This window comes from Vibrio sp. B1REV9, assembly GCF_905175395.2.
Lineage (GTDB): Bacteria > Pseudomonadota > Gammaproteobacteria > Enterobacterales > Vibrionaceae > Vibrio > Vibrio alfacsensis.
The window spans coordinates 1-25,227 of record NZ_CAJIMW020000221.1 but is presented as its reverse complement, the minus strand read 5'-3'; the positions used below and the strand labels follow the sequence as shown (position 1 = coordinate 25,227).

The following is a 25,227-nucleotide window of genomic DNA, read 5'->3' as shown; positions in this document are numbered from 1 at the left end:
CAAAAAAGACCTCGATATGAGGTCTTTTTTTATGTCAGTATCAATCCTTAAACTGCCTCGTCAGGTAGGCAACGATTCCAACTAGGCCGAAAGTAATCAACATTGAAATAATAAGCCCGCTAGGGGTGAGTAGATAATCCCACAGTTGATCGTTGTACATAGTTCACATCCTTTGTGAATCTGTATTATTACACTTTTTCATTTTACTTGATGAATAGGTGTGACGCTATTGATTCCCTTTCACATCGAAATCAATTTTTTCTGCACCGGTGAAGACTTGGAAACGTAACCCTTTAGCACGTGCTATCGTGGTAATGCCGAATTTTTTCGCCAAATCTAACCCCATTTGGGTTACGCCTGAGCGAGATAACAAAACAGGAATGCCCATTTGAGCAACCTTAATCACCATCTCTGAAGTCAGGCGGCCGGTAGTATAGAAAATTTTGTCGTCACCTGTTTCTTGGTTTAGCCACATTTCACCAGCTAACGTATCAACCGCGTTGTGACGACCAACATCTTCCACAAAAGACAGCACTTCATTACCTTTACATACCGCACAGCCATGCACTGCGCCGGCTTTTTTGTAGGTATCATTATAATGTGTAAGCGCTTCTAATGCGGTGTAGATCTCTGATTGTTTAAGTGGTACTTGAGGAACTTGATAATCTTCAAGTTGCTTCATTACATTGCCGTACATCGTGCCTTGACCGCAACCTGACGTTACGGTTTTCTTCTTTAACGCACTTTCTAAGTGTTCTGTATTTTCTTTGGTGATTACGGCAGCAGAGTGGGTTTCCCAATCAATAATCACCGATTCAATCGCTTCAGGATCTGAAAGAAAGCTCTGATTCTTTAAATAACCTAACACCAGTGCTTCTGGACGGGAACCAAGCGTCATTAGTGTGACGATTTCTTTCCAATTGAGCATAACCGTAAGAGGGCGTTCACAGGCAATTTGCTTGGTGAGCTTTTCTCCATACTCGTCATATACTTCTACTTCGATGGTTTGAAGGGGATTCTCACTGGTTTTGATAATGTTTGGTTTTACCACAGTCATGTCCTGATGAATAAGAGAGTCACGTAATACTCTCATCGATAAGTCGTTTGTTATTTCAAAATTCGTAAAGCAATTCTTATTCCAACATAGCCATTAAGCAACAAAATGCTCGGTTTCTGTCAATTTTAGGTTAATCCGAGACTCTCGCACGAATAAAACAGGATATAAATGACAGTTTTACTAGGGTTGTATTGATGGTTCACGTAATTGTGAGTGTAAACGGGCTTGTTTGTTGCCGCTTGTTTATTTTGAACGGTTTATTGCGAATGGGTTATTATGAATTGTTTGGTGGCACTTGTTACTTTGGCTTGTTTATTGCTTTCAGTTGCGGGATTAAAACGAAAACAACGTATAAAATTGGGTGAGTTATGTCGGATACAAAAGAGTTTGGAACAGAATTCGAAAAAACAGAAGCATCATGGCCAATTGGCATCGAGTTAGTTGAACATGAAATTACGACTGGTATTTGGGTAACGACTCAATGGCAACTTATGGCGTTTGATATCGCCCCAACGGAAGAGGCTCAGCATGTGTGTCTACTTCAGTTACACAAAGACGAACGCTCTGATTATCGTTTCAATTTAAGTTCACAGCAGCCAAAACTCTTTTTAGTGATGGATAACGAGGACTCCGGTGTACAACCAACCATTCAACTGCTGACAGCCTCACAAACAGTTGCAGCGCAGTATATGGATGGTGACAATTTAGTATTGTCTAATGACATGCCTTTGGCGGTACAAGCGTGGATGGAAGCATTCATAGGCCGTCATGGTGAACTGATTGAAGTAAGACGCAAAAAACGCAAAGGAGCGGGTAGAGCGAATGGCAACTAGTTTTTTTAGCCGTTGGTCGAAACGTAAGTTAGAAGAGTCAACAACAGAGCAGGTAGAAGCAGAGGCATTCACGGCTAGTGATTCTACCGAAGCAGAAGTAGCACAAGCACAATCAACGGATGAGGCCGACGTTCAACAAGCAGAAACGACGGTGGCGCCTACTGAAAGCACGACATCTGAGCCAACAGAGCCAGAAGAAATGTCCGTTGCACAGCTATTGGTCTCTGAAGCATCAGAAAGTGTTAAGAAAGCGGCATTGCGTAAAATGTTTTTATCTGAAGAGTTCAATATTCGTGATGGTTTAGACGATTATGATGACGACTACAGTAACCTTAAGTCACTATCAGAGGGCGTAGCAGAAACACTGCGTAATTGGGTGAAAGAGGAAACGGAAGATGAAGCAGTAGAAGAGCCTGTGGAAGACAATGCTCAAGCTATTGAATCTAATACAGAAAGTGATGTTGAAGCGGTTGAATCAGAACTCTCGGAAAGTGAGGTAACTCTCGAAGAAGAAAAAGATCTGTATATAAAAACAGTATCTGATAAAAATGGTATTCCAGAGACGAAATTTAACAGTGAAGAAATGGGACAAAATATACCACACAAAGAATAGGTACATTTTGACTAAACACGCAATGAACCGACTGGGACAAAATGTCTCGGTCGGTTTTTTTACACTTAACTTTTTTACAAAAAGACGATAATTAGCTGATAAATAGACATAATCTAATTGGCACGACATTTGCTATAAACGGGCATTACCAGTTTTGTTGAAGTAAACAGTAAAAGGGGCAATCCATAAACCCATGGATGTACTACTCAAAAGGGTAGTTACTGACAAGTTGGACAGCAGAATTGTCCCTGCTAACTACAATGAAAGATGGAAAAGACTATCCATGTTCATAGATGGAACCGAGCAATGTTGAAACAATTATTAGAACAAGCAACTTCCAATAACGGTAAAGCACGCCTGTATGCTTTTGATAATACCGTAGAGTTGACGAACCTTATCCCACCAACGGTGAGCTACGAAAGTGGTGGTAATACACTGATTGTTGGTCCAACAGCGATCATTGAGAGTGCAGCCGCACAATTGTCTCAAATGAATAGCGTGACTTTACTTTCTACGGATGGTGAGAAAGGGGAAAACGCTGGTCTGTATTATGCAAATTCTGTTCAGGTATCTGGGTTCTTAGGTACATTTGAAGTTCTTATTGAAAATAATGGGCTAACAAATAACTTAGCGAAAGTTGCAATCAATAGTGATTGTTTCGATATCGTTTTGGATCTTTGCCTCAATAGCTGTATGTCAGAAGAAGTTCCGGTTCCTGGATACTACCCAGTTGGCCGTGGCTATCCAAAACTTACTGAAGCACTTGAAGAAATCCCAACGTTGATGGGTACATTCGACAAACCTAAGTTCTTTCGTCTAAATACCGATCTATGTGCGCATAGCTCTCGCGGCGTAAAAGGTTGTGAGCGTTGTGTGGATGCTTGTCCAGCTGGCGCGTTATCAAGCGAGGGTAGTGACAAAACGGGTCATCGAATTGAGATCAACCCTTACCTTTGTCAAGGTGTCGGTACATGTGCAACGGCTTGTCCAACAGAAGCCATTCATTACGCTCTACCAAATCCAGAAGAAACACAGAAATTTATTGAGCGTACGTTAGCGAATTACGAGCTTGCTGGGGGACTTGATCCTATCGTTCTTATCTGTAGTTCTCGCCATGAAACATATAACGTAATGGCACTTAAAGCACTACCAGATAACGTGATTCCTATTGTGGTTGAAGAGCTACCATCTATTGGTATCGATACTTGGTTTGCTGCGTTGGTTAACGGTGCAACTCAAGTTCTTTTTGCGGCTTCTCGTTTTATGCCGCAAACCATCATTCGTGTACTTAATAATGAAGTAGGTATCGCGCAAGAGCTGCTTGATCAACTAGGTATAGCAAAAGAAACGATTGATATCCTTTACTTAGAGTCACTACGCGAAGGTCCTCCAACGCTTTGCACTGACCCGTTCGATCTTGCGTTAGGCGATCTACAAGGTAATAAGCGTCAGCGTTTATTTTCAGCGCTTGATGCTATGACATCTTCACGTATTCCAGTCGAAAACATTGTTGAGCTGCCAGCGAATGCACCTTATGGCAATGTTTCTTGTGAAAGCAAAGATTGTACGTTGTGCATGAGTTGTGTAGCGGTTTGTCCAACACGCGCTCTGCATACTGACGGAGACTCGCCATCACTTAAGTTCGTTGAACAAGACTGTATTCAATGTGGCTTATGTGCAAAAGCATGTCCTGAAAATGTTCTGACGTTAACACCTCGCATGAACTGGGTAAAAGAAGAACGTCAGAAAGCGGTTGTTATTCATGAGGAAAAAGCAGCGGAATGTGTTCGTTGTCACAAACCTTTCGCACCGCAATCTATGATTGACATGCTCCAGACTAAGTTACGAGGTCACTCTCATTTCTCAGATGAAGCGGCAATTAACCGTATTGCGATGTGTGAAGACTGTCGTGTGATCGATATGTTTGAATCGATGGCGACAGATCCAATGAAACAACTTAAATACTAGGAGCTCGCAGTGGATACGCAACTAGAACAAGAACAAACACTGAGAACAGAGATCTACTTAGTTCTGTCAGCCCTTTTTCGCGGTGCACCAACGTCTGAAATGATTGAATTTCTGAGCTCATTAGAAATTGAACCATCAGAAAGTGCAATGCAAAAAGCGTGGCTCGCCTTGCAACAAGCAGCGAAAGAGTCAAATCGCGAAGCCCTTGAAGATGAATACCAAGACCTTTTCATTGGTATTGGTCGTGGTGAAGTAATGCCTTTTGGTTCATGGCACTTAACAGGATCGTTAATGGAAAAGCCATTAGCAGAAATTCGTCAGGATTTAGCATTGATTGGCATCGAGCGCGATGAGCAAGTGAAAGAACCGGAAGATCACATTGCTGCACTTTGTGAAGTAATGTCAATGTTATCAGGTGAAGAGGAAGCGCTTCAACAAGCGATATTTAATAAACATCTCGCACCTTGGTTTACTTTATTTACAAGCCAACTTGAAACTGCACAGAGTGTGAACTTCTACAAGCCAGTCGCTCAATTGTGTGAAGCATTCTTAACACTAGAGCAGGTTCGCTTTAGCGCAAACACAAAAAGCAGTAAGCACAAATTAAAAATTGATGTGAAAAACGTCACTGATTACGAGTAATCGAGCAGTACTTGGTCATATCGATAGCGGGGCGTATGCCCCCACAGTTCTACCGTAAGGTAAGGAAGCAATGATGAAAGATAATAAAGAAATAAACACAAGCCGTAGGGACCTCCTGAAAGGCTTAACAACTGCTGCCGTTGCTGGTGCGGTTGTCGCTGGAACAACAAAAGTGGCAAGCGCTTCAGAAACGGTTGAACCTTCTGATAAAGACGTGAAGAAGACAGGGTATCGCGAAACGCAACACATTCGTGATTACTACAACACACTTTAGGAGATAACGGATGAAACTTGTCAAACGCTCCGACAGTGTGAGCAAACAAACGAATCAACTTGGCGTTTCTCGTCGTTCGTTTATGAAAAACACCTCGCTAGCTGCTGGTGGCGCCGTCGTTGGTGCAAGCCTATTTGCACCAGGCATGATGAAAAAAGCACAAGCAAAAAGTGTCGATCCAGAAGCAAAAGTTGAGCAGAAACGTACTATCTGTTCACACTGTTCTGTGGGTTGTGGTGTTTACGCTGAAGTTCAAAATGGTGTGTGGACTGATCAAGAGCCAGCATTTGATCACCCGTTTAACGCTGGTGGCCACTGTGCAAAAGGCGCTGCATTGCGTGAGCACGGTCATGGCGAACGTCGCCTTAAGTACCCAATGAAACTTGAAAACGGTAAGTGGAAGAAGCTTTCTTGGGAGCAAGCGTTAGAAGAAATCAGCCAGCAGGCACTGAAAATTCGTGAAGAATCAGGCCCTGACTCAGTTTACTTCTTGGGTAGTGCAAAGCACAACAACGAGCAGGCATACCTGTATCGTAAAATGGCATCGCTTTGGGGTACCAATAACGTTGACCACCAAGCACGTATTTGTCACTCAACAACTGTTGCCGGTGTAGCAAACACTTGGGGTTACGGTGCGATGACCAACTCTTTCAACGATATGCACAACTGTAAATCGATGCTGTTTATCGGCTCGAACCCAGCAGAAGCGCACCCGGTTGCGATGCAACATATCTTAATCGCGAAAGAGAAAAACAATTGTAAGATCGTTGTTGCGGATCCTCGTCGTACACGCACTGCTGCGAAATCCGATCACTATGTTTCTCTTCGTCCTGGTACAGACGTAGCGTTCGTTTGGGGCGTTCTATGGCACGTATTCGCAAATAACTGGGAAGATAAAGAATTTATCCACCAACGTGTATTCGGTATGGATGAAATCCGGGCTGAAGTATCGAAATGGAACCCAGCGGAAGTTGAGCGAGTAACGGGCGTAGCGGAAGCTGACGTATACGCAACCGCGAAACTACTTTCTGAAAACCGCCCAGGTTGTGTCGTTTGGTGTATGGGGGGGACTCAACATACCACGGGTAACAACAATACACGTGCTTATTGCGTGCTTGAACTTGCACTCGGCAACATGGGTAAATCAGGTGGCGGCGCGAACATCTTCCGTGGTCACGATAACGTACAGGGTGCAACAGATCTAGGCGTACTTTCTGACACGCTGCCAGGTTACTACGGTCTATCTGAAGGCGCATGGCGACACTGGTCGAAAGTCTGGGATCTTGATTACGATTGGGTTCACGGCCGATTCGACAACAATTCATACGCCGGTCAAAAACCGATGAACAGTGCAGGTATTCCTGTCTCTCGTTGGGTTGATGGCGTTTTGGAGAACAAAGACAAGATTCGCCAACGTGAAAACATTCGCGCGATGTTCTACTGGGGTCACGCGGTGAACTCTCAGACTCGTGGTCCTGAGATGAAAAAAGCAATGCAGAAACTGGATATGATGGTTATTGTTGACCCATACCCAACGGTTGCTGCGGTAATGAACGATCGTACTGATGGCGTTTACCTACTTCCCGCTACGACTCAGTTTGAAACGCACGGTAGTGTGACAGCGTCAAACCGCTCAATCCAATGGCGTGATCAGGTTATTCAGCCACTATTTGATTCCAAACCTGACCATGAAATCATGTACTTGCTATCGGGCAAACTTGGTATCGCTGATCAGTTGTTCAAAAACATTCGTGTTGAGAATAACCAGCCTGTAATCGAAGATATTACCCGCGAGTTCAACAAAGGTATGTGGACAATCGGTTACACAGGTCAAAGTCCGGAGCGTTTGAAAGAACACCAACAAAACTGGCACACATTCGACTTCGATACACTTGAAGCGATCGGCGGGCCAGCGAATGGTGAGACTTACGGTCTACCTTGGCCATGTTGGGGTACACCTGAGATGAAACATCCAGGTACTCACATACTTTATGACACGTCTAAGACCGTTGCTGAGGGTGGTGGTAACTTCCGTGCACGTTTCGGTGTTGAATTTGAAGGTCAAAGCCTACTTGCAGTAGATAGCTACTCAAAAGGCAGTGACATTAAAGATGGTTACCCAGAGTTTACTGACAAGCTACTTAAACAGCTTGGTTGGTGGGACGACCTCACGGCAGAAGAGAAAGTTGCGGCAGAAGGTAAAAACTGGAAGACCGACCTGTCTGGTGGTATCCAACGTGTGGCGATTAAGCACGGTTGTATCCCATTTGGTAATGCAAAAGCACGTGCGATTGTATGGACGTTCCCAGATCGTGTTCCTTTACACCGTGAGCCTCTTTACACACCACGTCGCGATCTTCTTGCTGAATATTCAACGTGGAATGATAAAGAATCGATTTTCCGCCTGCCAACATTGTACAAATCAATCCAGGAGCAAGATAAGGCGAAAGAATACCCGATTATCCTAACCTCTGGTCGTTTGGTTGAGTACGAAGGTGGTGGCGAAGAAACGCGTTCTAACCCATGGCTTGCAGAGCTCCAACAAGAGATGTTTGTTGAGATCAACCTAAAAGACGCAAATGATCTTGGCATCAAAGATGGCGATGACGTTTGGGTTGAAGGTGCAGAAAAAGGTCGTATTAAAGTGAAAGCGATGGTAACCCCTCGCGTTATGCCGGGTCTTGCATTCTTACCATTCCATTTTGGTGGGAAATTTGAAGGTGAGAGTCTACTTGATAAATATCCTGAAGGTTCAGCGCCTTACGTTATCGGCGAGGCGGCTAATACGGCAACCACTTACGGTTACGACCCTGTCACCTTGATGCAGGAAACAAAAGTGACTCTCTGTAATATTCGCAAAGCGTAAGGATTCCCAAAATGGCTAGAATGAAATTCCTTTGTGACACTAAACGCTGCATCGAATGTAACGGTTGTGTCACTGCATGTAAGAATGCAAATACTGAAGCTGTGCCATGGGGCATTCAACGTCGTCGCGTTGTTACCCTAAACGATGGTGAGCCGGGTGAAAACTCAATCTCTGTCGCGTGTATGCACTGCAGCGATGCGCCGTGTATGGCGGTTTGTCCTGCTGACTGTTTCGTGCAGACAGAAGACGGCATTGTTTTACACAATAAAGACTTGTGTATTGGTTGTGGTTACTGTCTATTCGCTTGTCCTTTTGGCGCGCCTCAATTCCCGAAACAGGAAGCTTTCGGTGAGCGCGGTAAAATGGACAAATGCACTTTCTGTGCCGGTGGTCCAAATACGGAACCAGGCTCAGAAAAAGAGCGCATGCTTTATGGTTCTAACCGTATCGCAGAAGGCAAGTTGCCACTATGTGCATCAATGTGTTCGACAAAATCGCTACTTGCGGGGGATGCTGAGAAAGTTTCAGATATCTTCCGTCAACGTGTGGTTGAGCGTGGTGCGAAAAATGCAGGTTGGACTGACGGCGAAGATCTTTCTTACGACGCAACCAAAAGCTAAGTTAGGAGAGACTCATGTTAAATACTCTTAAACGTGCGTCTCTTGCAATGCTGTCTATGATGACAGCATTGCTATTGACCTTTGCAATGCCAGCGTCTGCGCAAGAAGACACGTCTCCAGTGGTACAACAGGAGATGACTCAACTTGCAGGTGCAGATTTCTGGCGTCAGGTCAAAGAGGGGCAATCGGGTTATACCACGTCAAAATCAGCGGAGCATGGAGTACTTATTAGTACTCCGGGTGAGACTTGGTACATTCTTAAAGAGAAATGGATGTCTCCGGCTGGTGCTGTCGCTATTTTCGGCAGTATCGCTATGGTTATCATGGCTTACGTATTCGTAGGTCCTTTGATGTTAAGCAAACCTCGTACAGGCAAGAAGATCAAACGTTGGTCTCGCCTAGACCGAGCACTTCACTGGAGTATGGCGTTTACTTTCCTAACGCTGGCATTCAGTGGTTTAATGTTGGTTTATGGTAAGCACTTCTTGAAACCGTACGTACCTACAGAGTTCTGGGGTTTTGTGGTGATGCTCGCGAAGCAATACCACAACTACATGGGGCCTCTGTTCTTTATCTTGCTGATGTTTGTACTACTGAAATGGTGGCGCAAATCGATCCCTAACATGACTGACATTCGTTGGTTCATGAAAATGGGCGGCATGGTAGGTAAACACAAAGGAACGCACCCATCGGCAGGTTTCTCTAACGGTGGTGAGAAAGCCATTTATTGGTTGTTGATTTTCTTCGGTGCTATTGCAGCAGTGAGTGGCCTAGTTCTGGATTTCCCAATTTTTGGCCAAACTCGTCGCGATATGGAGTTGTCTAACCTCATTCACGCAATTTCAGCATTGATCTTAATCTGTGGCTTTATCTTCCACATCTATATTGGTCTATTTGGTATGGAAGGCGCGCTAGAGGGCATGGTGACAGGCGAAGTTGATGAAACTTGGGCAAAAGAACACCATGATCTTTGGTACAACGAAGTTAAGTCCAAAGAAGCGATGGGAGAGGCAGGCGCTGCACAGACGGATGTAAAAGGAGCGAAAACGAATGAACAAACATCATAACGGGATTTGGGTTGCATACATCCTGAGCTGTCTAACCCCGTTTACGTTTTTGATCTCAGGCGTTATTGCAATCATTTATGCTGGTTACCGTTTGGATAAAGGCGATGATAGTGATGTGGTGAATTCGCATTATTACGGCTTGATTCGTACTTTCTTTCTGTACTTCACGTTCTTTGTGGTGCTGATTGTAACGGTTGCAACGTCAAATGGTGTGTTGGTGGGTGTAAGTGACTATTGGGTACACAGTACTTTACTCGATACTATTGCTTACTTTATTCCTTGGGTAGGAATGCTTTTCGCGACACTGGCGATTTTGGTATGGTTCCTACGTATGTACCAAGGCATGAATCAACTGCGCAACAATATGCCACATAGACCATCTACTGGTCCGAACCTATAAACGTGTAAAAAACGTAAGATAAACAGCCCTCGAAATATCGAGGGCTTTTTTTAAGTCTCCGTCTGCTGTTAAGCTACCGAAATATTAGCAATTTCCTTTTTTTGCTTGACCTGGAGGGCAAAAGTTACCATTACCTGAATGCTTGTTATCATTGGTACTGACTTTGACTTTTACGTCGTCAATTTCTCCCTCAACATGTGTGAGTTGGCAGCCGGTAAGGATAGTAAATAAAAAAAGTGTGAATACGGCGCGCATCATTGTTTTTCCTCTCAAAACGAAACATAAATCAGCGTCATTACGACCATGGTCTAATCCATATTACTACTGTTGTTATTCGTTCAGTGTTAAGCTAGTGAAAAAGAACGACAAGGACAGGTTATGAAGTTCCCTTATAGAAATATTGTAGTACTTACCGGCGCAGGCATCTCTGCAGAGTCTGGTATTCAAACATTTCGAGCTCAAGATGGTCTTTGGGAAAATCACCGAATAGAAGACGTGGCAACCCCTGAAGGTTTTGACCGCGATCCAGACCTCGTTCAGAACTTTTATAACCAACGTCGTAAAAAGCTTCAAGCCGAAGAAATTAAACCGAATGCTGCACATATTGCATTAGGACGTCTAGAGGCTGAACTCGATGGAAAAGTTACCGTTATTACTCAAAACATCGATAATTTGCATGAGAGAGGCGGTAGCAGCAATATCATTCATATGCATGGTGAACTCCTCAAAGCGCGTTGCAGTGAATCAAATCAAGTTATCGAACACTCAGACGATATTGAAACTGGTGAATTGTGTCATTGTTGCCAAATTCCAGCGCAAATGCGACCACACATCGTCTGGTTTGGTGAAATGCCTCTCCGAATGGGCGAAATATACGCGGCACTCGAAGAGGCAGATTTGTTCATATCTATTGGCACATCTGGCGTGGTGTATCCCGCTGCTGGTTTTGTTCACGATGCGAAGATGCATGGGGCACATACTATAGAAATCAATCTAGAACCAAGTGCAGTTGAAAGTGAATTTGAAGAGAAGCGCTATGGAAAAGCAAGCATTGAAGTGCCACGGCTCGTTGAGGAAATTTTGGCGCTTGAAAATGAAACCAGCGCTTAAACAAATAGATAGATCCTAGATATGACAAAGGCATCGAATCAATTCGATGCCTTTTTGCATTCAGGGTGTTTGTGTTTCAAGCTGCGTATCTAATTGTGCTTCAGACAAAAGAGGCAGGCTAGATACAAGAAAAGCGACCGAGGCCGCTTTTCTAGACTAAATTGACGAACTGATTAGTTGTCTACTTTTAGCTTTTGGAAGTACTCATCATAAAGCACGCTTGCTTCACCAACTTCATCTTGCCATGTACCGCTATCCATCACTTCTTGTGGAGGGAAAATGCTTGGATCATTTGCAAATTCTTTCGGTAGTAGGTCGTGCGCAGTTTTCACTGGAGTAGGGTAACCAATCTCTAGTGCAATCTTAGCTGCGTTCTCTGGACGTAGTAGGAAGTCAATCATCTTATGCGCAGCATCAACGTTCTTCGCACCAGCTGGAATCGCAAGGCTGTCCATCCAGAAGATAGCGCCTTTTTCTGGCCAGATGATGTCGATGTTCGCACCTTCTTGGCGAGCCATGTACGCAGAGCCGTTCCAAAGCATACCAAGTGATACTTCACCTGCTAGGTATGGGTTCGCTGGGAAGTCTGAGTTAAATACTAATACGTTTGGCATTAGCTTTTTCAGTTCTTCGTAAGCGGCTTTGATTTCATCTGGGTTAGTCGTGTTTGGCGAGTAACCTAGCTTAGTTAATGCAATATGGAATACTTCACGAGAATCATCCATCAGCATTAGTTGACCTTCCCACTTGCTATCCCAGAAATCATCCCATTTTGAAACTGATGACTTGCTTAGCATGTCCGCATTGATACCAATGCCCGTTGCACCCCAAATATAAGGAATAGAGTAGTTGTTGTTTGGGTCGAACGGTTTGTTCAAGAAATTAGCATCAAGGTCGTCAAAGTGAGACAGTTTCGCTTTGTCGAGCTTTTGCAGCATGCCTTCTTTACGCATTTTAGATACGAAATAGGTAGACGGTACTACCAAGTCGTAACCAGAACCCTGAGTTTTCAACTTCGCGTACATACTCTCATTAGATTCGTACGTTGAGTAGATAACTTTGATACCAGTTTCTTTTGTAAAGTCTTCAAGAACTTCATTTGGAATGTATTCCGACCAGTTGTAGAAATACAGTTCTTGATCAGCCGCCATTGCCGGGGTAGCGAACAACGTCGCTGCACACAGTGCGCTTGCGTAGATTTTACTTTTCATTTGTTTTCCGTTTTGTTCAGCAACAGGCAACACCAACACCGATAGGTATTGATAGATGTTATGTTGCGATAAGCACAATCCTGTTTATTCGGATCACCAACCTCAATCATTATTGGATAAATAGGTGACAATGTTTGAAGCCGTGTCAAATAAACCTAGCTACGTATAACCAAATAACCTTTTGTCGGCGTTTATAAGACCTAAAGTTACTTGGGTATAAAATTATATCAGTCAATTACAAAAATAGGCAGCGTATTGCTGCCTATTTTCATTTAGTAGATGGCTTATTAAACAGATTATTGACCTGCTTTAAGCTTTAGGAAGTAATCTTCGTACTTCACTGTCAGATCGCCTACAGAGTCTTGCCATTCGACGCGGTCAAGGTCTTCTTGCGATGGGAACAGTGGGGCAACGTCTTTGAACTTAGCGTTCGATTCTTTTACCGCTGTTAGGTAGCCAGTGTCACGAGAGATTTGCTCTGCGATTTCTGGACGTAGTAGGAAGTCGATCATCTTATGAGCCGCTTCTACGTTCTTCGCACCAGAAGAGATTGCAAAGTTATCAACCCAGCCGATACCGCCTTCTTTAGGGAATACTAGCTTAAGGTTCATGCCTTCGTTTTGAGCCGCAGCGGCACTGCCGTTCCAAAGCATACCAACACCAACTTCGCCAGACATGTAAGGAGCGCCTGGGTTGTCAGAGTTAAATACGAGAACGTTAGGCATTAGCTTTTGTAGCTCAGCGTACGCTTCATCAATTTGTTTTGGATCCGTAGAGTTACCTGAGTAACCCAGTTTACGTAGTGCAATATGGAACACTTCACGAGTATCGTCCATCAGCATTACTTGACCTTCAAGTTCTGGATTCCATAGATCAGCCCAGCTTTGGAAATCGTTTGGATCGTACATGTCAGCGTTTACTGCTAGACCAGTAATTGCAACAACGTGTGGGATAGAGTAGTCGTTCTTTGGATCGTAAGGCTTGTCTAGGTAGTTTGTATCTAGGTTGCCGAAGTTTTTCAGCTTAGTCTTATCGATCTTTTGTAGCATACCTTCGTCACGCATCTTCGCTACGAAGTAGGTTGAAGGTACAACTAGGTCATAACCTTGGTTATGAGTTTTTAGCTTTGCATACAAAGTTTCATTCGACTCGTAAGTCGAGTAGATAACCTTAATGCCTGTTTCTTTGGTAAATTGCTCTAGGATATTACTGTTAATGTAAGGCCCCCAGTTCATAAATACCAATTCTTTGTCGTCCGCTGCCGCTGAACCAGAGAACAGAGAAAGCGCACATGCACTACCAGCTAATAGAGTAGCCCATTTTTTCATTGACGTTAGCTCCAAACCAAACGTTGTCCAAACCATTTTGGACGTTAGATAGAAAAACAGAATGGCGATGACCATTCTGTTTCGTGAAATTTCCGGAAGCGGATTCTACTTTACTTTTTCTCTTGCTAGCAACTGTGAAATTACTACCAGAGTTAAAGAAACAATCAACATTACCGTTGCGAGGGCATTTACTTCAGGAGAAATGCCTACTTTCACCATTGAGTAAATCTTCAATGGTAAAATTTCATATGTTGGACCCGTTACAAACGAACTGATAATTACGTCGTCTAGAGACAGGGTAAAACTCAATAACCAACCTGCAGCAACCGCTGGCTTAGCAAGAGGGAGGATAATCTGCTTTAAGATAACCCATTCACTTGCACCTAAGTCTTTTGCGGCTTCTAACATTTTCACATCAAACCCGTTAAGGCGACTGTAAACCGTTACCACGACAAACGGAAGACAGAATGTGATGTGAGCAATCAAAAGCGTAAAGAAGCCAAGCTGCGCCCCTAATACAAGGAACAGTGCCAACAATGAAATCGCCATCACGATATCCGGTGACATCATTACCACAAACAGCATGCCGTTAACTGCGCCTTTTCCTTAAAGGAGTAGCGGAATAGAGCAACGGCCGTCAAGCTACCAATAATTGTAGCAGCTGTCGCAGAAAACACCGCAACATTTAACGAGTGCCAAGCCGCTTGGACCAAGCTGTCGTTGTTGACTAAAGTTTCATACCATTTGGTGGTAAATCCGCCCCATTTCATGCCGAATTTGTTGGCATTAAACGAGTTAACAATCAAGACGATGATAGGCAAATATAGGAATGCGTATACCAGCGTCATAAAGCTAAATCTAATTGTGCGTCCCATTAGTCTAGCTCCACTTTCTTATTCAATAGTTTGCCAGCTCTGTAGTAAGCATAAAGCATCACAGCCATTGCAAAGGTGAGGGCAATACTTGTTGCCGCACCAAATGGCCAGTCACGAGCGTTGAGCACTTGGCTCTTGATCACGTTACCAATCAGTAGGTTCTTCGCGCCACCAAGTAGATCTGAAATGTAGAACATACCTAGAGCAGGAAGTAGTACCAATAAACAGCCGCCAATAATGCCTGGCATGGTCAGCGGTAGAATGACTTTAGTAATCGTCTGGATCTTGTTCGCACCAAGATCTTTCGCCGCTTCAATGTACGTGTTATCAAGCTTCTCAATTGCCGAGTAAAGCGGCAAAATCATAAATGGAAGCAAGATGTACACAAGACCAATCATTACTGCAGTTTCTGTGTACATCAGGCGAAGCGGTTTATCGATGATTTCCATAGCCATCAACGATTTGTTCAAAATACCTTGAGTACCTAAAACAATCTTTAGACCGTAAGTTCGGATCAAAGAGTTGGTCCAAAATGGAACAATCACCAAAAACAACATAAATGGTCGCCATTTTGGTGGCATTTTTGCGACAATATAGGCAAATGGGTAACCAATTACCAAACACAATAACGTTGCAACGATTGCCATATAGAAAGAGTGCATTAGCACTTTTGCATATAGCGGATCTAACAATCGTAGATAGTTGTCAAAAGTAAACGTTAATTCAATTAGGTTCGCTTCATCACGCGTCAAAAAACTTGTACCGATAATCATTAGATTCGGAATCAACACAAACAGTGTTAACCAACCTACGATTAAGGTAATGATCGCGTTCTGAAGACTAAGCTTCTTGCTTATCATTTAGTACTACCTCCCAGCTCTCAACCCAAGTAATAGCGACTTTCTGGCCGAGAGAGTGGTCCACATCTGGATCATCCTCGTTAAAGAACTCGCTTACCATCACGCGCATGCCTGAATCCAATTGGATTACAGAATCTAGAGTCATACCTTTATAAGTACGCTCAGTAACGTGACCTACGATGCCTCTCTCTTCAGACTCTTTGATCTCTTCGATACGCAAGTCTTCAGGGCGAAGTAGTACTTGTAGTTTGTCACCAGGCTGTGCTTCTTGATCGTAGTAAACAACCGACTCAACACCTTCGATTTCTGCACGAATACGCTTCTCATCGATGCGCTCAAGCATTGTGGTGTCGAATACGTTGATCTCACCGATAAAGCGAGCAACAAATAGGTTTTTAGGTTCTTCGTATATTTCACGTGGAGAGCCATCTTGTTCAATTACGCCATCACGCATAACGATAATGCGGTCAGACATCGATAGGGCTTCTTCTTGATCGTGTGTTACGAAAATGAAAGTAATACCAAGTTGACGCTGCAACTGTTTAAGCTCGATTTGCATTTGCTTACGAAGTTTGTAATCAAGTGCAGATAGCGACTCATCAAGGAGTAGTACTTTTGGTTTGTTCACAACTGCACGTGCGATAGCAATACGTTGTTGTTGACCACCAGAAAGTTGATGTGGCTTACGCTGTGCCATTTTTTCTAGGCGAACCATGCGTAGCGCTTCCATAACACGCGGCTCAATCTCAGCTGCAGGTGTTTTCTGCATACGAAGACCAAAGGCAACGTTTTCGAATACGGTCATGTGAGGGAAGAGTGCATAACTCTGAAATACCGTGTTGACGTGCCTTTGCTCAGCAGGAACCTGTGTTACATCTTGGTCATCTAATACGATTTGACCGTTATCTGCCGTTTCAAAACCTGCGATCATGCGTAAAACCGTAGTCTTACCACAACCAGACGGGCCAAGAATCGTTAGAAACTCACCATGATTAACATCCAGATTTAAATTACCGATGATCTCCTTGCCATCGAAACTTTTGCTAATACCAGATAGACGAACTACTGGCTTTCCTGCTTGCTGTTTAGCGTTCAACGTCTGTATTTCTCCCACGTTCAAATTGGGGTTGGACCAATTGATGTGACATTAGTCATTCACTTTTGAGGCGCGCATCATAATCACCAAAATTGTGAAATCAAAGCATTTTCTTAAGATGAAACGGAAAAAATTTTGCAGGCAAAAGTAAACAATCCTTACCATACTGTGTTTATCGCTTTAGAAAGTGCGAGAATACAATCTGTTAAAGTTGTTTTTCATTATGCAATTGTTTTCAATTTCATGGGTTTGAAAGTGTGTAATTATCGACCAATTCGTAGATATTGCAAGTGAAAGGAGCCGATTATCGTTTTAGACAGGGAAAGATTTCTTTATACTAACGCCCACATTAATTAACTGGTTTTCCAGACAAATATTACAAGGTAACCTTGGATAAAATATGAACAGTGATTTTGAGAAAGATTTCAATCTTGGCGGGAATGTAGAACGTGCTCTTTCTGGTCAGTACGAGCTGAAAGCCGGAGCAGTTTTTAGTGAAGCTTGGCGCACAACCATTCAACAATTTTTATCGTTCTCTCCAGCGATCATTTTGCTACTTCTCGTTCAACTTGGTATTTTTTACATTGCCCTGCAGCTTCAGTTGGGGGATCCGAGTGTTATTTTAAGTGCATTAGAAAATCCAGAAGCATTTACTGCAGATATCGCAGGCGCTATTTACGTTGCGAACTTCAGTTATGAAGTGATCAGCGCCCCAATTTTTGCAGGCGTAAGTCTTATGGCTATGAGCCACATTGCTGGGTTGAAAACAAAAATTCGCCATGTGGGTAAAGGCCTTCAATTCACGGTACCTGTTATTTTGGCAACCCTGTTTAGCTTGATGCTTCAAGGTGCTATTGCCATTTATCTACCATTAGTATCGCTCTATTTTGCGTTAGCATTTAGCCAGTCTATCTTGTTGATTTGCGAGAAGAAAGTTTCACCAATGCAATCGCTTTGGTTATCATTTCGAGCGGTAAACAGAAAGTTATTTGTTGTTGCAGGGCTTTACTTAAGCGTGATGTTGATGTTTATTGTCGCTGCGATGTTCTACGGAATAGGCTTGATCTTTGTGCTACCTTTCTTTTTTCATATGAAAGGGATCCTGTACCGCGAAATGTTTGGTATCAAGCTGAAGATCGTTGCAACGCAAAAGAAAGATAACGATCACGACGGTAATTCACAGGTGTTTGATGCCTAAATCTCTAAAATCAATGAGTTTACGTGTGGCGGCTATCTCTATAGCCGCCACTTTTGTTTCAATTGGTCCTTATTTGCATTATGACCGCGAGTACAGAAGCGCAATTGATCCTAGTGTTATTCATGGCCCAATAACGCATCCGGATTTGTCTCATCTCCCATATATTGGGGACATTCCCGATTTCGCTTCTATTCAGGATATCAAAGCAAAGAAAACCGCATTCTTTGATTTTCTTCGCCCTAAAATTGCGTTAGAAAACCACCGCATCCAAAAAGAAAGAGCATTTTTGGAGTCGTTACGCATTGGGAATGTCACCAAAGAGCAAATTTCATATGCAGAGAGATTGGCGGCCTTATATTCTTACCCTTTAACAGATGGTGTCATCAACCAACAATGGCTTGATGAAATGTTAAAGCGAGTCAATGTCCTCCCAGAGGCGTTGGTTTTAACACAAGCAGCCAATGAATCTGCGTGGGGCACCTCTCGTTTTGCAACTCAAGCAAATAACTTATTTGGTCAATGGTGTTATAAGACTGGTTGCGGGATTATTCCTGCCAAACGTGGAGCAGGACAAAAGCACGAAGTTAAAAAATTCAAATCTGTACAAGAGTCCGTTCACGGCTATTTTATGAATGTTAACCGTAACAGAGCTTACGCAGATTTGAGAGATATTCGCGCAAATTTGGCAAAAAATAACAAGGACTTATTGTCAGTCTCGACGGCGACTGAATTGACTCACGGTTTACTCGCATATTCAGAACGAGGGATTGCCTACGTTAATGATTTGAGAGCCATGATTCGTCACAATAATGCCTATTGGACACAATAAAAAGAAACGACGAAACGGATGAAGAAGTTAAGCCTAAGCCTATTGGGCAGCGCAATGCTAATGTTAGCAACGCCTGCAACTCACGCTCAAGAATACATGTTTACGTATTCTAAGCTCTATACACAATTGAAAAACAATACAAAAGACGGACACGATGACGTGAAGGTTGGCGTGTTTTTTGTAGATGCGAATACCAAAAAGTTGTGTGATATTGAAAAAGCATGGATGGAAAAGGAAGAGCATTACGAAGAGTTTGTGATACCAGTTACAAAGGAGTTGCCACTTCCCGTCGATAAAAACCTTAAATCTGCAAACCCTTTGGTGTTTGTTCAGACGCAACAAGGTACGCGTTGTGATTATTCTTTGGTCGTGATGACTAAAAGCCCACTAGCTGGGCAAGTTTCTTATGAGCAACTTGCCCCATTAATGCCACAAATGCAGGCAATGCTTGAGGACTTAGGTGGAATGTTTGCTGGTTGGTTTACTCCGCAAGTGCAGGGGGTAACAATGGAATTTGCCAATGACCTTAATGGTAAGATTGTGTTATCCAACGGACTCGAAAAAAATATTGTAGATGGCAAAGTGCAGGTCGCTCTAAATGAGATCGGTGAGGGTGGTTATATGACATTACCCGAACCAACGACGCGAGTTTTGCCATACCTCCCGAGCGCCACTGAATAGTTTTTTTGGTAAAAGGAGCGAAATTTTAACGCTCCTTTTCAGTTATCACCCCGCTGAACCTCATTTAGTGTGCTTTTCTTTACCTCTCGATACAGACAAACATTTAATCCTACGCAAAAAGCTCGTATAATCCACGCCCCAAATAAATCCATGTTAGGAAGTCCTACAGTCGATTTTTCGGCGATGTGAGAGCCCGCAATGAACCAAATAGATACAAGAAAAGAAACCCTTGAATTCAACAAGCTTCAGAAACGTCTAAGAAGACATGTTGGTAATGCCATTTCTGATTACAACATGATCGAAGAAGGTGACGTTGTAATGGCATGTATTAGTGGTGGTAAAGATTCATTTGCGATGCTTGATATCCTGCTGAATCTACAAAAGGCAGCGCCAATCAAGTTTGACGTGGTTGCGGTTAACCTTGACCAAAAACAACCAGGCTTCCCTGAACATATCCTACCTGACTATTTTGAAACGCTGAACATTCCTTACTACATCGTAGATAAAGATACTTACTCAGTAGTGAAAGAGAAAGTGCCAGAAGGTAAGACAACCTGTGGTTTATGTTCACGTTTGCGTCGTGGCACACTTTACTCGTTTGCAGAAAAAATTGGTGCGACAAAACTAGCGCTTGGCCACCATATGGATGACATCGTCGAAACAATGTTTTTAAACATGTTCCACGGCTCACGTTTGAAAGCAATGCCACCTAAACTTCGTTCAGATGATGGTCGTAACGTAGTCATTCGTCCACTGACATACTGCCGCGAAAAAGACCTGATCAAGTACGCTGAACATAAAGAGTTCCCAATTATTCCGTGTAATCTTTGTGGCTCACAAGAAAATCTTCAGCGTCAATCAATTAAAGCGATGTTGATTGAATGGGATAAGAAAACGCCTGGTCGAGTAGAAGCGATCTTTAAATCCATTCAAAATGTAAGTCCAAGCCAATTAGCTGACCGTGAGTTATTTGATTTCGTAAACCTGCCACTTGATCGTGAAGGTAACCGTGAGGAATATGAATTCAGTGAAGCTGTGGTCTCTTCAACAAACATCGACGAGTCTATGTTTATTGATGTGACTAACATCTAACAGATAACAAGCATCTGTTAAAGGAAGAGGCTAGCAATAGCGATAGTTTGATGAACATGCTGTTAGTTAGATAACTTACGCCCCCAGGATACTAAGCATCGCAACTGCTTCCAGCTTAAAAAATGTATCAAGCTTAAAAAAATCCCCCAAATTTGGGGGATTTTTACATCTGATGATTTGTTGCGTTAGATTATGTCGCGGTATTTGGATCAAGTGGGCTGATATACCCATTTGGTTTTAATGCAAGTACGTCGCAATTGATCTTATCAATCACATGTTCAGCCGTATTACCAATAAAGACTGCTGATAGACCTGTACGGCCCGTCGTCCCAAGAATCACCATTGCTGCATTAAGTTTTGCTGCTGTTGCGGGAATAATGTCCTCTGGTAAACCTTGCTCTACGATGGTTTGCTCTTCATCTAAGCCGTGCTTTTGACGAAGTGCTTTCATTGCTGTTAGATGATGTCCACGAACCGCATCTGTATATGTGGTTGGGTCGAACTCAGGTAATTCAATCGTAATGTTTGCAGGCGTAACAGGGTAGGCGTTAACCAAGTACGGTTCAGCGTCCAGCCGATTAGTGATTTCTTTAAGTCGCTCTACCATTGAATCATTTAAGTCGATATGCGTAGGGTTCTCAGAACCAACGTGCACGGAAGCAAGAATATTAGCGTGCTCTGGCCAATCTGAATTTTTGATAAGAAGTACAGGAATAGGACACTTGCGTAACAAATGCCAATCAGTTGGTGTGAAGATAACCGACTCAAGAACATCGTGCTTTCGAGTCCCTTTAATTAGGATATCGTGGTCACCGGCAAACACTTCGGCGATAATTGCTTCATAAGGGCGGTTGTGCCAAACGACACAAACATCAAAATCGAAACCATCTTCTAAATAAGGTTGAGCAATTTTACGCATCCATTGCTCACGTTGATGTATTACCCCACGACGCATTGCGTCTCTCTCATCAACCGACAGCATCGAAGTCATATCGTACGAGAAATCGTAGATAGATAGGAAAAAAGTGATTCGGCTTCTAGAGACACTTTTTCGTGCGAGCTGAACGGCTCTGGCGAGTGCAGGCTGTTCATCATTATTGATGTCAGCAACAACAAGGATCTTACTGTATATACTCATAACTAAGCCCACTTATTATCGTAAAACCAAATACTGAATATAAGGTAAATCAGTATATTGGAGTACACAAGGTACATTTTTACTGTAGCTCAGTTTGGCAGAATATTTGAGGGTTTTTGACAGGATTTTGGAAGAAATATGATGTAGCTCATTTTCGAGCTACATCAATAGATGGGGCAAATTATTCTTTGCTTACGCCAGCAAGTTCCATCAATGCATCATGATCGAGGATAGTTATGTACTTACCTTTAACGCTTAAAATTTCCGATTTTTGGAAACGACCAAGTAGACGGCTTATTGTCTCTACCGTTAGACCTAGGTAGTTACCAATATCACCACGAGTCATGGTTAAACGGAACTCTCGAGGGCTAAAACCACGTTGTGAAAAACGAGTTGATAGGTTGTATAGGAAAGCCGCTAAACGTTCTTCAGCATTCTTTTTAGAAAGCAAAAGAATCATCTCTTGGTCACCTTTGATCTCGTTACTCATCAAACGCATGATTTGCTGACGCAGTTTAGGCATTTTACCTGACAGGTCGTCTAAGATTTCGTATGGAATTTCACACACCATAGATGTTTCTAGTGCTTGTGCAAAACTCGGGTGGCAGTCACCAGTAATCGCATCGAAACCAACAAGATCGCCAGCTAAGTGAAACGCTGTAATTTGCTCATCGCCTTGCTCAGTGATGGTATAACTTTTGATTGTACCAGAGCGGATAGCATATAAAGATTTTAGCTCATCACCGGCTTTAAAAAGCTCTTGACCCTTTTGGATCGGCTTTTTTCGCTCGATAATTTGATCCAACTGATCCAATTCGGATTCGTTCAGAGTGAACGGAATACACAGTTGGCTAATGCTACAATCTTGGCAATGAATCGCGCAACCACCTGATTGGATACGCTTTGTTGCAGGCTTTTCAGAAATCATAACAACCTTTCACTATTTGATATACATCAATATTTTATCACTGCTTGATCTTAAAGGGTAGCAAAAATATTGCTCGAAACGACTTTCATTTCATATGAAACCAAGCATTTTGATCGCTCCACTCGCGGTATACAGGCCATAAATGATGAGTATTAATGCTGATATATTTCTAAATATTAACGATTTTTGCAATTTCTGAAAGTAATTCGCGCCATAACCGACAAGGAGCATTGATGGTAGGGTTCCAATACCAAACGCAAGCATAATGAATCCTCCGTCTATCGCACTACCAGAAACGGCAGACCAAGTGAGCGCGGAATAAACCAAACCGCAGGGTAGCCAGCCCCAGATAAATCCAAATGGCAAGGCATGAGTAGGGTGTTTTAATGGCAATAAACGCTTACCGGCAGGAGATATGTATTTCCATAAATGCTGACCTACTTTTTCTAAGAACAATAAACCATGCCACCATTTTGCAATGTATAGCGCGACAAGAATCATGAAAAATGCGGCAACAAGGCGTAACCATGCCAGTGACTGAGTGAGCCCACTTAACTCCGACAAGCCGGATATTGCACCGCCTACAAGTGCACCAATGACACCATAGCTAACGAGCCTACCAAAATTATAAAAAATGGGTATTGAGCGAGACGGTTTGTTGTTTTTCGAACCAATAGAAAGAAGCGAAGCAATGCCACCACACATGCCCATGCAATGACCAGCCCCTACGAGGCCAATCATAAAGGCACCAATAAAATCAGGATTCATAGTATAGGATTATCGATTTTTATTAATGTTTGTTTTTTTATTAGTGTTTGGTGTTTCATCTTCATCGAGAAGAATGTTGTGGCCTTGACGTTCAAGATCTTCAAATTGGTCACTACGGACCGCCCAAAGGAAAATAGCCACCGCGACACAGACCAATACGATGGCAATAGGGATTAATATATACAGACTTTCCATGTTTGATCTCTCACTTACTTCTCTTTAAGTAACCGTAAAGAGTTGGATACAACAATGATAGAGCTCGCCGACATGCCAACTACTGCGACATAGGGGGCAACTAACCCCGCCACGGCCAATGGCAAAATTAACAGGTTGTACCCTAAAGACCAAGCCAAGTTTTCTCGAATGATTTTTCGTGTTCGGATGGCAAGTGTGCGGGCTTCTAACAACTTCTCTAAATTATCGCCTAATAACGTCATATCCGCTGAAGCTTTTGCAACATCAGTACCTCCCCCCATAGCAACGGAGAGATGAGATCCTGCAAGTGTTGGCGCATCGTTAATACCATCACCAACCATCATCGTAATGTCGTTTTTATCCAATCCTTTAAGATATGCAAGTTTGTCTTCAGGCTTCGCTGATGCAATCACATTGTCAATGCCGATTTCATTTGCTACGGACTGTGCGTTTTGTAATGAATCACCCGTTAGAAGTGTTGTTTTGATTCCAGCATCTGCAAAACGTTGTATGAATGCTTTACTCTCTTTGCGAATGGGATCGCGATAGTAGAAAGTGGCTACATGCAGTGCATCTACAGAAAGATATACAGCGTTGCTCTCGGCTCGACTTTCACCAACAACAAAAATGGCGCTACCAATTTTTACTGTCTTACTATTCCAATTACCTTGAATGCCAGAACCAATGACGTTTTGAACATCACTGACTGTGACTTCTTCTCGACTAAACCCTGAAAACGCTCGAGCAATTGGGTGGTTCGCGTGAACCTCAAGCGCAGCTGCAATGGAAAGTACTTCAGACTCATTTAAATTGGCAAAGGTTTTAGTTTCACTGATTTCAATGTCACCTTTTGTCAATGTGCCTGTCTTATCAACGACAAGATGATTTATCTTGCATAAGGTCTCAAACACATGCCCTTTACGCAGCAAAATACCAAAATTGCCCATACGCGAAGTTGCACATGTTAGTGCTGTTGGTGTCGCCAAGGAAAGGGCACATGGACAAGTCGCGACAAGAACAGATAACATAATCCAAAACGCATCATCAGGTTTGGTTTGATGCCAGTAAAACCAAGTACCCGCAGAAATGATGAGAATAACGCCAACAAAGTAACGCGCGACTACATCTGCGATTTCAGCGATTTTAGGCTTTGAGTGTTGAGCTTCATCTTGCAAGCGGACAATATTCGAGATCATTGAATCTGCTTTCGAATTCGTCACTTCCAATTCAAAGGACTCATCTCCGTTTAATGTGCCGGCATAAACAGCGTCACCAATTTTCTTAACGACGTGAACGGATTCCCCTGTAAGCATCGATTCATCGATATGAATACGACCAGAAATGACTTTGCCATCGGCAGGGATGTGCTCCCCAGGAAGGACACGAATTCGATCGCCAATGTTGAGTGTTTTTACAGGGATTTGATCGCCATCTAATGTTGTGGCGATGGCTGGAATCAATTTTAACAGGTTCCCACTTGCCGCTGCAGCTTTACGGCGAGCACGCATCTCCAAAAACCGGCCGACTAACAGGAAAAACGTAAACATCGAAATAGACTCGAAGAACACTTCACCTTGG

The 25,227-nt window shown here is 43.0% G+C and carries 25 protein-coding genes and 1 pseudogene; 14 read left to right on the top strand and 12 right to left on the bottom strand.

Going from position 1 to position 25,227, the window contains the following annotated elements; genetic code table 11:
- Window positions 1-226 precede the first annotated feature (226 nt).
- A complete protein-coding gene (locus KHN78_RS00210) occupies window positions 227-1,051 on the bottom strand; it encodes a formate dehydrogenase accessory sulfurtransferase FdhD (protein ID WP_128812275.1) in 825 nt (274 codons plus the stop codon).
- A 374-nt stretch (window positions 1,052-1,425) separates the two neighbouring features.
- Between KHN78_RS00210 and KHN78_RS00205 the strand changes: the two genes are divergently transcribed.
- The 9 genes from KHN78_RS00205 (at window position 1,426) to KHN78_RS00165 (ending at window position 10,340) form a co-directional block, all read left to right on the top strand.
- Entirely contained in the window at window positions 1,426-1,890 is a 465-nt protein-coding gene (locus tag KHN78_RS00205) for a DUF3305 domain-containing protein (RefSeq protein ID WP_211919021.1), read from the top strand.
- Window positions 1,880-2,503, top strand: coding sequence for a DUF3306 domain-containing protein (locus tag KHN78_RS00200; RefSeq protein ID WP_211919019.1), 624 nt, complete (start codon window positions 1,880-1,882; stop codon window positions 2,501-2,503). Before KHN78_RS00205 ends, KHN78_RS00200 begins: the two co-directional genes overlap by 11 nt.
- 306 nt (window positions 2,504-2,809) lie before the next feature.
- Window positions 2,810-4,471 (top strand): 4Fe-4S dicluster domain-containing protein, encoded by a 1,662-nt coding sequence (locus tag KHN78_RS00195; RefSeq protein ID WP_211919017.1) that lies wholly within the window; start codon window positions 2,810-2,812, stop codon window positions 4,469-4,471.
- Between the two features lie 9 nt (window positions 4,472-4,480).
- Window positions 4,481-5,113: a molecular chaperone gene (locus KHN78_RS00190; protein ID WP_211919015.1), complete on the top strand. Its 633-nt coding sequence runs from the start codon at window positions 4,481-4,483 to the stop codon at window positions 5,111-5,113.
- A gap of 73 nt (window positions 5,114-5,186) precedes the next feature.
- Complete coding sequence (locus tag KHN78_RS00185) at window positions 5,187-5,387, top strand: twin-arginine translocation signal domain-containing protein (RefSeq protein WP_211919947.1); 201 nt, start codon at window positions 5,187-5,189, stop codon at window positions 5,385-5,387.
- A gap of 10 nt (window positions 5,388-5,397) precedes the next feature.
- Entirely contained in the window at window positions 5,398-8,253 is a 2,856-nt protein-coding gene (locus KHN78_RS00180; RefSeq protein ID WP_211919013.1) for a formate dehydrogenase subunit alpha, read from the top strand.
- A gap of 11 nt (window positions 8,254-8,264) precedes the next feature.
- Window positions 8,265-8,873, top strand: coding sequence for a formate dehydrogenase FDH3 subunit beta (fdh3B, locus tag KHN78_RS00175; RefSeq protein ID WP_211919011.1), 609 nt, complete (start codon window positions 8,265-8,267; stop codon window positions 8,871-8,873).
- A gap of 14 nt (window positions 8,874-8,887) precedes the next feature.
- Window positions 8,888-9,940, top strand: coding sequence for a formate dehydrogenase subunit gamma (locus KHN78_RS00170; protein WP_211919008.1), 1,053 nt, complete (start codon window positions 8,888-8,890; stop codon window positions 9,938-9,940).
- On the top strand, window positions 9,924-10,340 hold the full coding sequence (locus KHN78_RS00165) for a hypothetical protein (protein ID WP_128810887.1): 417 nt from the start codon (window positions 9,924-9,926) through the stop codon (window positions 10,338-10,340). The genes KHN78_RS00170 and KHN78_RS00165 overlap by 17 nt, the downstream gene beginning before the upstream one ends.
- A gap of 84 nt (window positions 10,341-10,424) precedes the next feature.
- Here KHN78_RS00165 and KHN78_RS00160 read toward each other — a convergent pair whose 3' ends face one another.
- Entirely contained in the window at window positions 10,425-10,598 is a 174-nt protein-coding gene (locus KHN78_RS00160) for a hypothetical protein (RefSeq protein ID WP_211919006.1), read from the bottom strand.
- A gap of 120 nt (window positions 10,599-10,718) precedes the next feature.
- Between KHN78_RS00160 and cobB the strand changes: the two genes are divergently transcribed.
- Window positions 10,719-11,450, top strand: coding sequence for a Sir2 family NAD+-dependent deacetylase (gene cobB / locus KHN78_RS00155; protein WP_128810885.1), 732 nt, complete (start codon window positions 10,719-10,721; stop codon window positions 11,448-11,450).
- 173 nt (window positions 11,451-11,623) lie between these two features.
- Here cobB and KHN78_RS00150 read toward each other — a convergent pair whose 3' ends face one another.
- From KHN78_RS00150 to potA, 5 genes and pseudogenes are all read right to left on the bottom strand, one after another.
- On the bottom strand, window positions 11,624-12,661 hold the full coding sequence (locus KHN78_RS00150) for an extracellular solute-binding protein (protein WP_128810884.1): 1,038 nt from the start codon (window positions 12,659-12,661) through the stop codon (window positions 11,624-11,626).
- A gap of 296 nt (window positions 12,662-12,957) precedes the next feature.
- Window positions 12,958-13,989, bottom strand: coding sequence for an extracellular solute-binding protein (locus KHN78_RS00145; RefSeq protein WP_211919003.1), 1,032 nt, complete (start codon window positions 13,987-13,989; stop codon window positions 12,958-12,960).
- A gap of 105 nt (window positions 13,990-14,094) precedes the next feature.
- Window positions 14,095-14,864, bottom strand: a pseudogene (gene potC / locus KHN78_RS00140) (spermidine/putrescine ABC transporter permease PotC).
- On the bottom strand, window positions 14,864-15,724 hold the full coding sequence (potB, locus tag KHN78_RS00135; RefSeq protein WP_211919001.1) for a spermidine/putrescine ABC transporter permease PotB: 861 nt from the start codon (window positions 15,722-15,724) through the stop codon (window positions 14,864-14,866). Before potB ends, potC begins: the two are co-directional and overlap by 1 nt.
- On the bottom strand, window positions 15,705-16,820 hold the full coding sequence (gene potA, locus KHN78_RS00130; RefSeq protein WP_223917742.1) for a spermidine/putrescine ABC transporter ATP-binding protein PotA: 1,116 nt from the start codon (window positions 16,818-16,820) through the stop codon (window positions 15,705-15,707). The genes potB and potA overlap by 20 nt, the downstream gene beginning before the upstream one ends.
- A 400-nt stretch (window positions 16,821-17,220) precedes the next feature.
- Here potA and KHN78_RS00125 point away from each other — a divergent pair, with 400 nt between their 5' ends.
- The 4 genes from KHN78_RS00125 (at window position 17,221) to ttcA (ending at window position 20,620) form a co-directional block, all read left to right on the top strand.
- Window positions 17,221-18,018 (top strand): hypothetical protein, encoded by a 798-nt coding sequence (locus tag KHN78_RS00125; protein WP_211918992.1) that lies wholly within the window; start codon window positions 17,221-17,223, stop codon window positions 18,016-18,018.
- Complete coding sequence (locus KHN78_RS00120; RefSeq protein ID WP_211918990.1) at window positions 18,011-18,847, top strand: glucosaminidase domain-containing protein; 837 nt, start codon at window positions 18,011-18,013, stop codon at window positions 18,845-18,847. The genes KHN78_RS00125 and KHN78_RS00120 overlap by 8 nt, the downstream gene beginning before the upstream one ends.
- An 18-nt stretch (window positions 18,848-18,865) precedes the next feature.
- Window positions 18,866-19,528, top strand: coding sequence for a DUF2987 domain-containing protein (locus KHN78_RS00115; protein WP_211918987.1), 663 nt, complete (start codon window positions 18,866-18,868; stop codon window positions 19,526-19,528).
- 198 nt (window positions 19,529-19,726) lie between these two features.
- Entirely contained in the window at window positions 19,727-20,620 is an 894-nt protein-coding gene (gene ttcA, locus KHN78_RS00110) for a tRNA 2-thiocytidine(32) synthetase TtcA (protein ID WP_128810878.1), read from the top strand.
- Between the two features lie 190 nt (window positions 20,621-20,810).
- Here ttcA and uspE read toward each other — a convergent pair whose 3' ends face one another.
- The 5 genes from uspE to KHN78_RS00085 form a co-directional block, all read right to left on the bottom strand.
- Complete coding sequence (gene uspE / locus KHN78_RS00105; RefSeq protein WP_128810877.1) at window positions 20,811-21,758, bottom strand: universal stress protein UspE; 948 nt, start codon at window positions 21,756-21,758, stop codon at window positions 20,811-20,813.
- Window positions 21,759-21,939: 181 nt separating this feature from the next.
- Complete coding sequence (locus tag KHN78_RS00100; protein WP_128810876.1) at window positions 21,940-22,686, bottom strand: FNR family transcription factor; 747 nt, start codon at window positions 22,684-22,686, stop codon at window positions 21,940-21,942.
- Window positions 22,687-22,776: 90 nt separating this feature from the next.
- Window positions 22,777-23,454, bottom strand: a complete 678-nt coding sequence (locus tag KHN78_RS00095; RefSeq protein ID WP_211918985.1) for a sulfite exporter TauE/SafE family protein — start codon at window positions 23,452-23,454, stop codon at window positions 22,777-22,779.
- A gap of 9 nt (window positions 23,455-23,463) precedes the next feature.
- Window positions 23,464-23,649 carry a cbb3-type cytochrome oxidase assembly protein CcoS gene (ccoS, locus tag KHN78_RS00090; RefSeq protein WP_128810875.1) on the bottom strand — a complete coding sequence of 62 codons (186 nt, stop codon included), beginning with the start codon at window positions 23,647-23,649 and terminating at the stop codon, window positions 23,464-23,466.
- 14 nt (window positions 23,650-23,663) lie between these two features.
- Window positions 23,664-25,227, bottom strand: a 1,564-nt coding sequence (locus KHN78_RS00085) for a heavy metal translocating P-type ATPase (RefSeq protein ID WP_211918983.1), incomplete at its 5' end; no start/stop codon positions are given.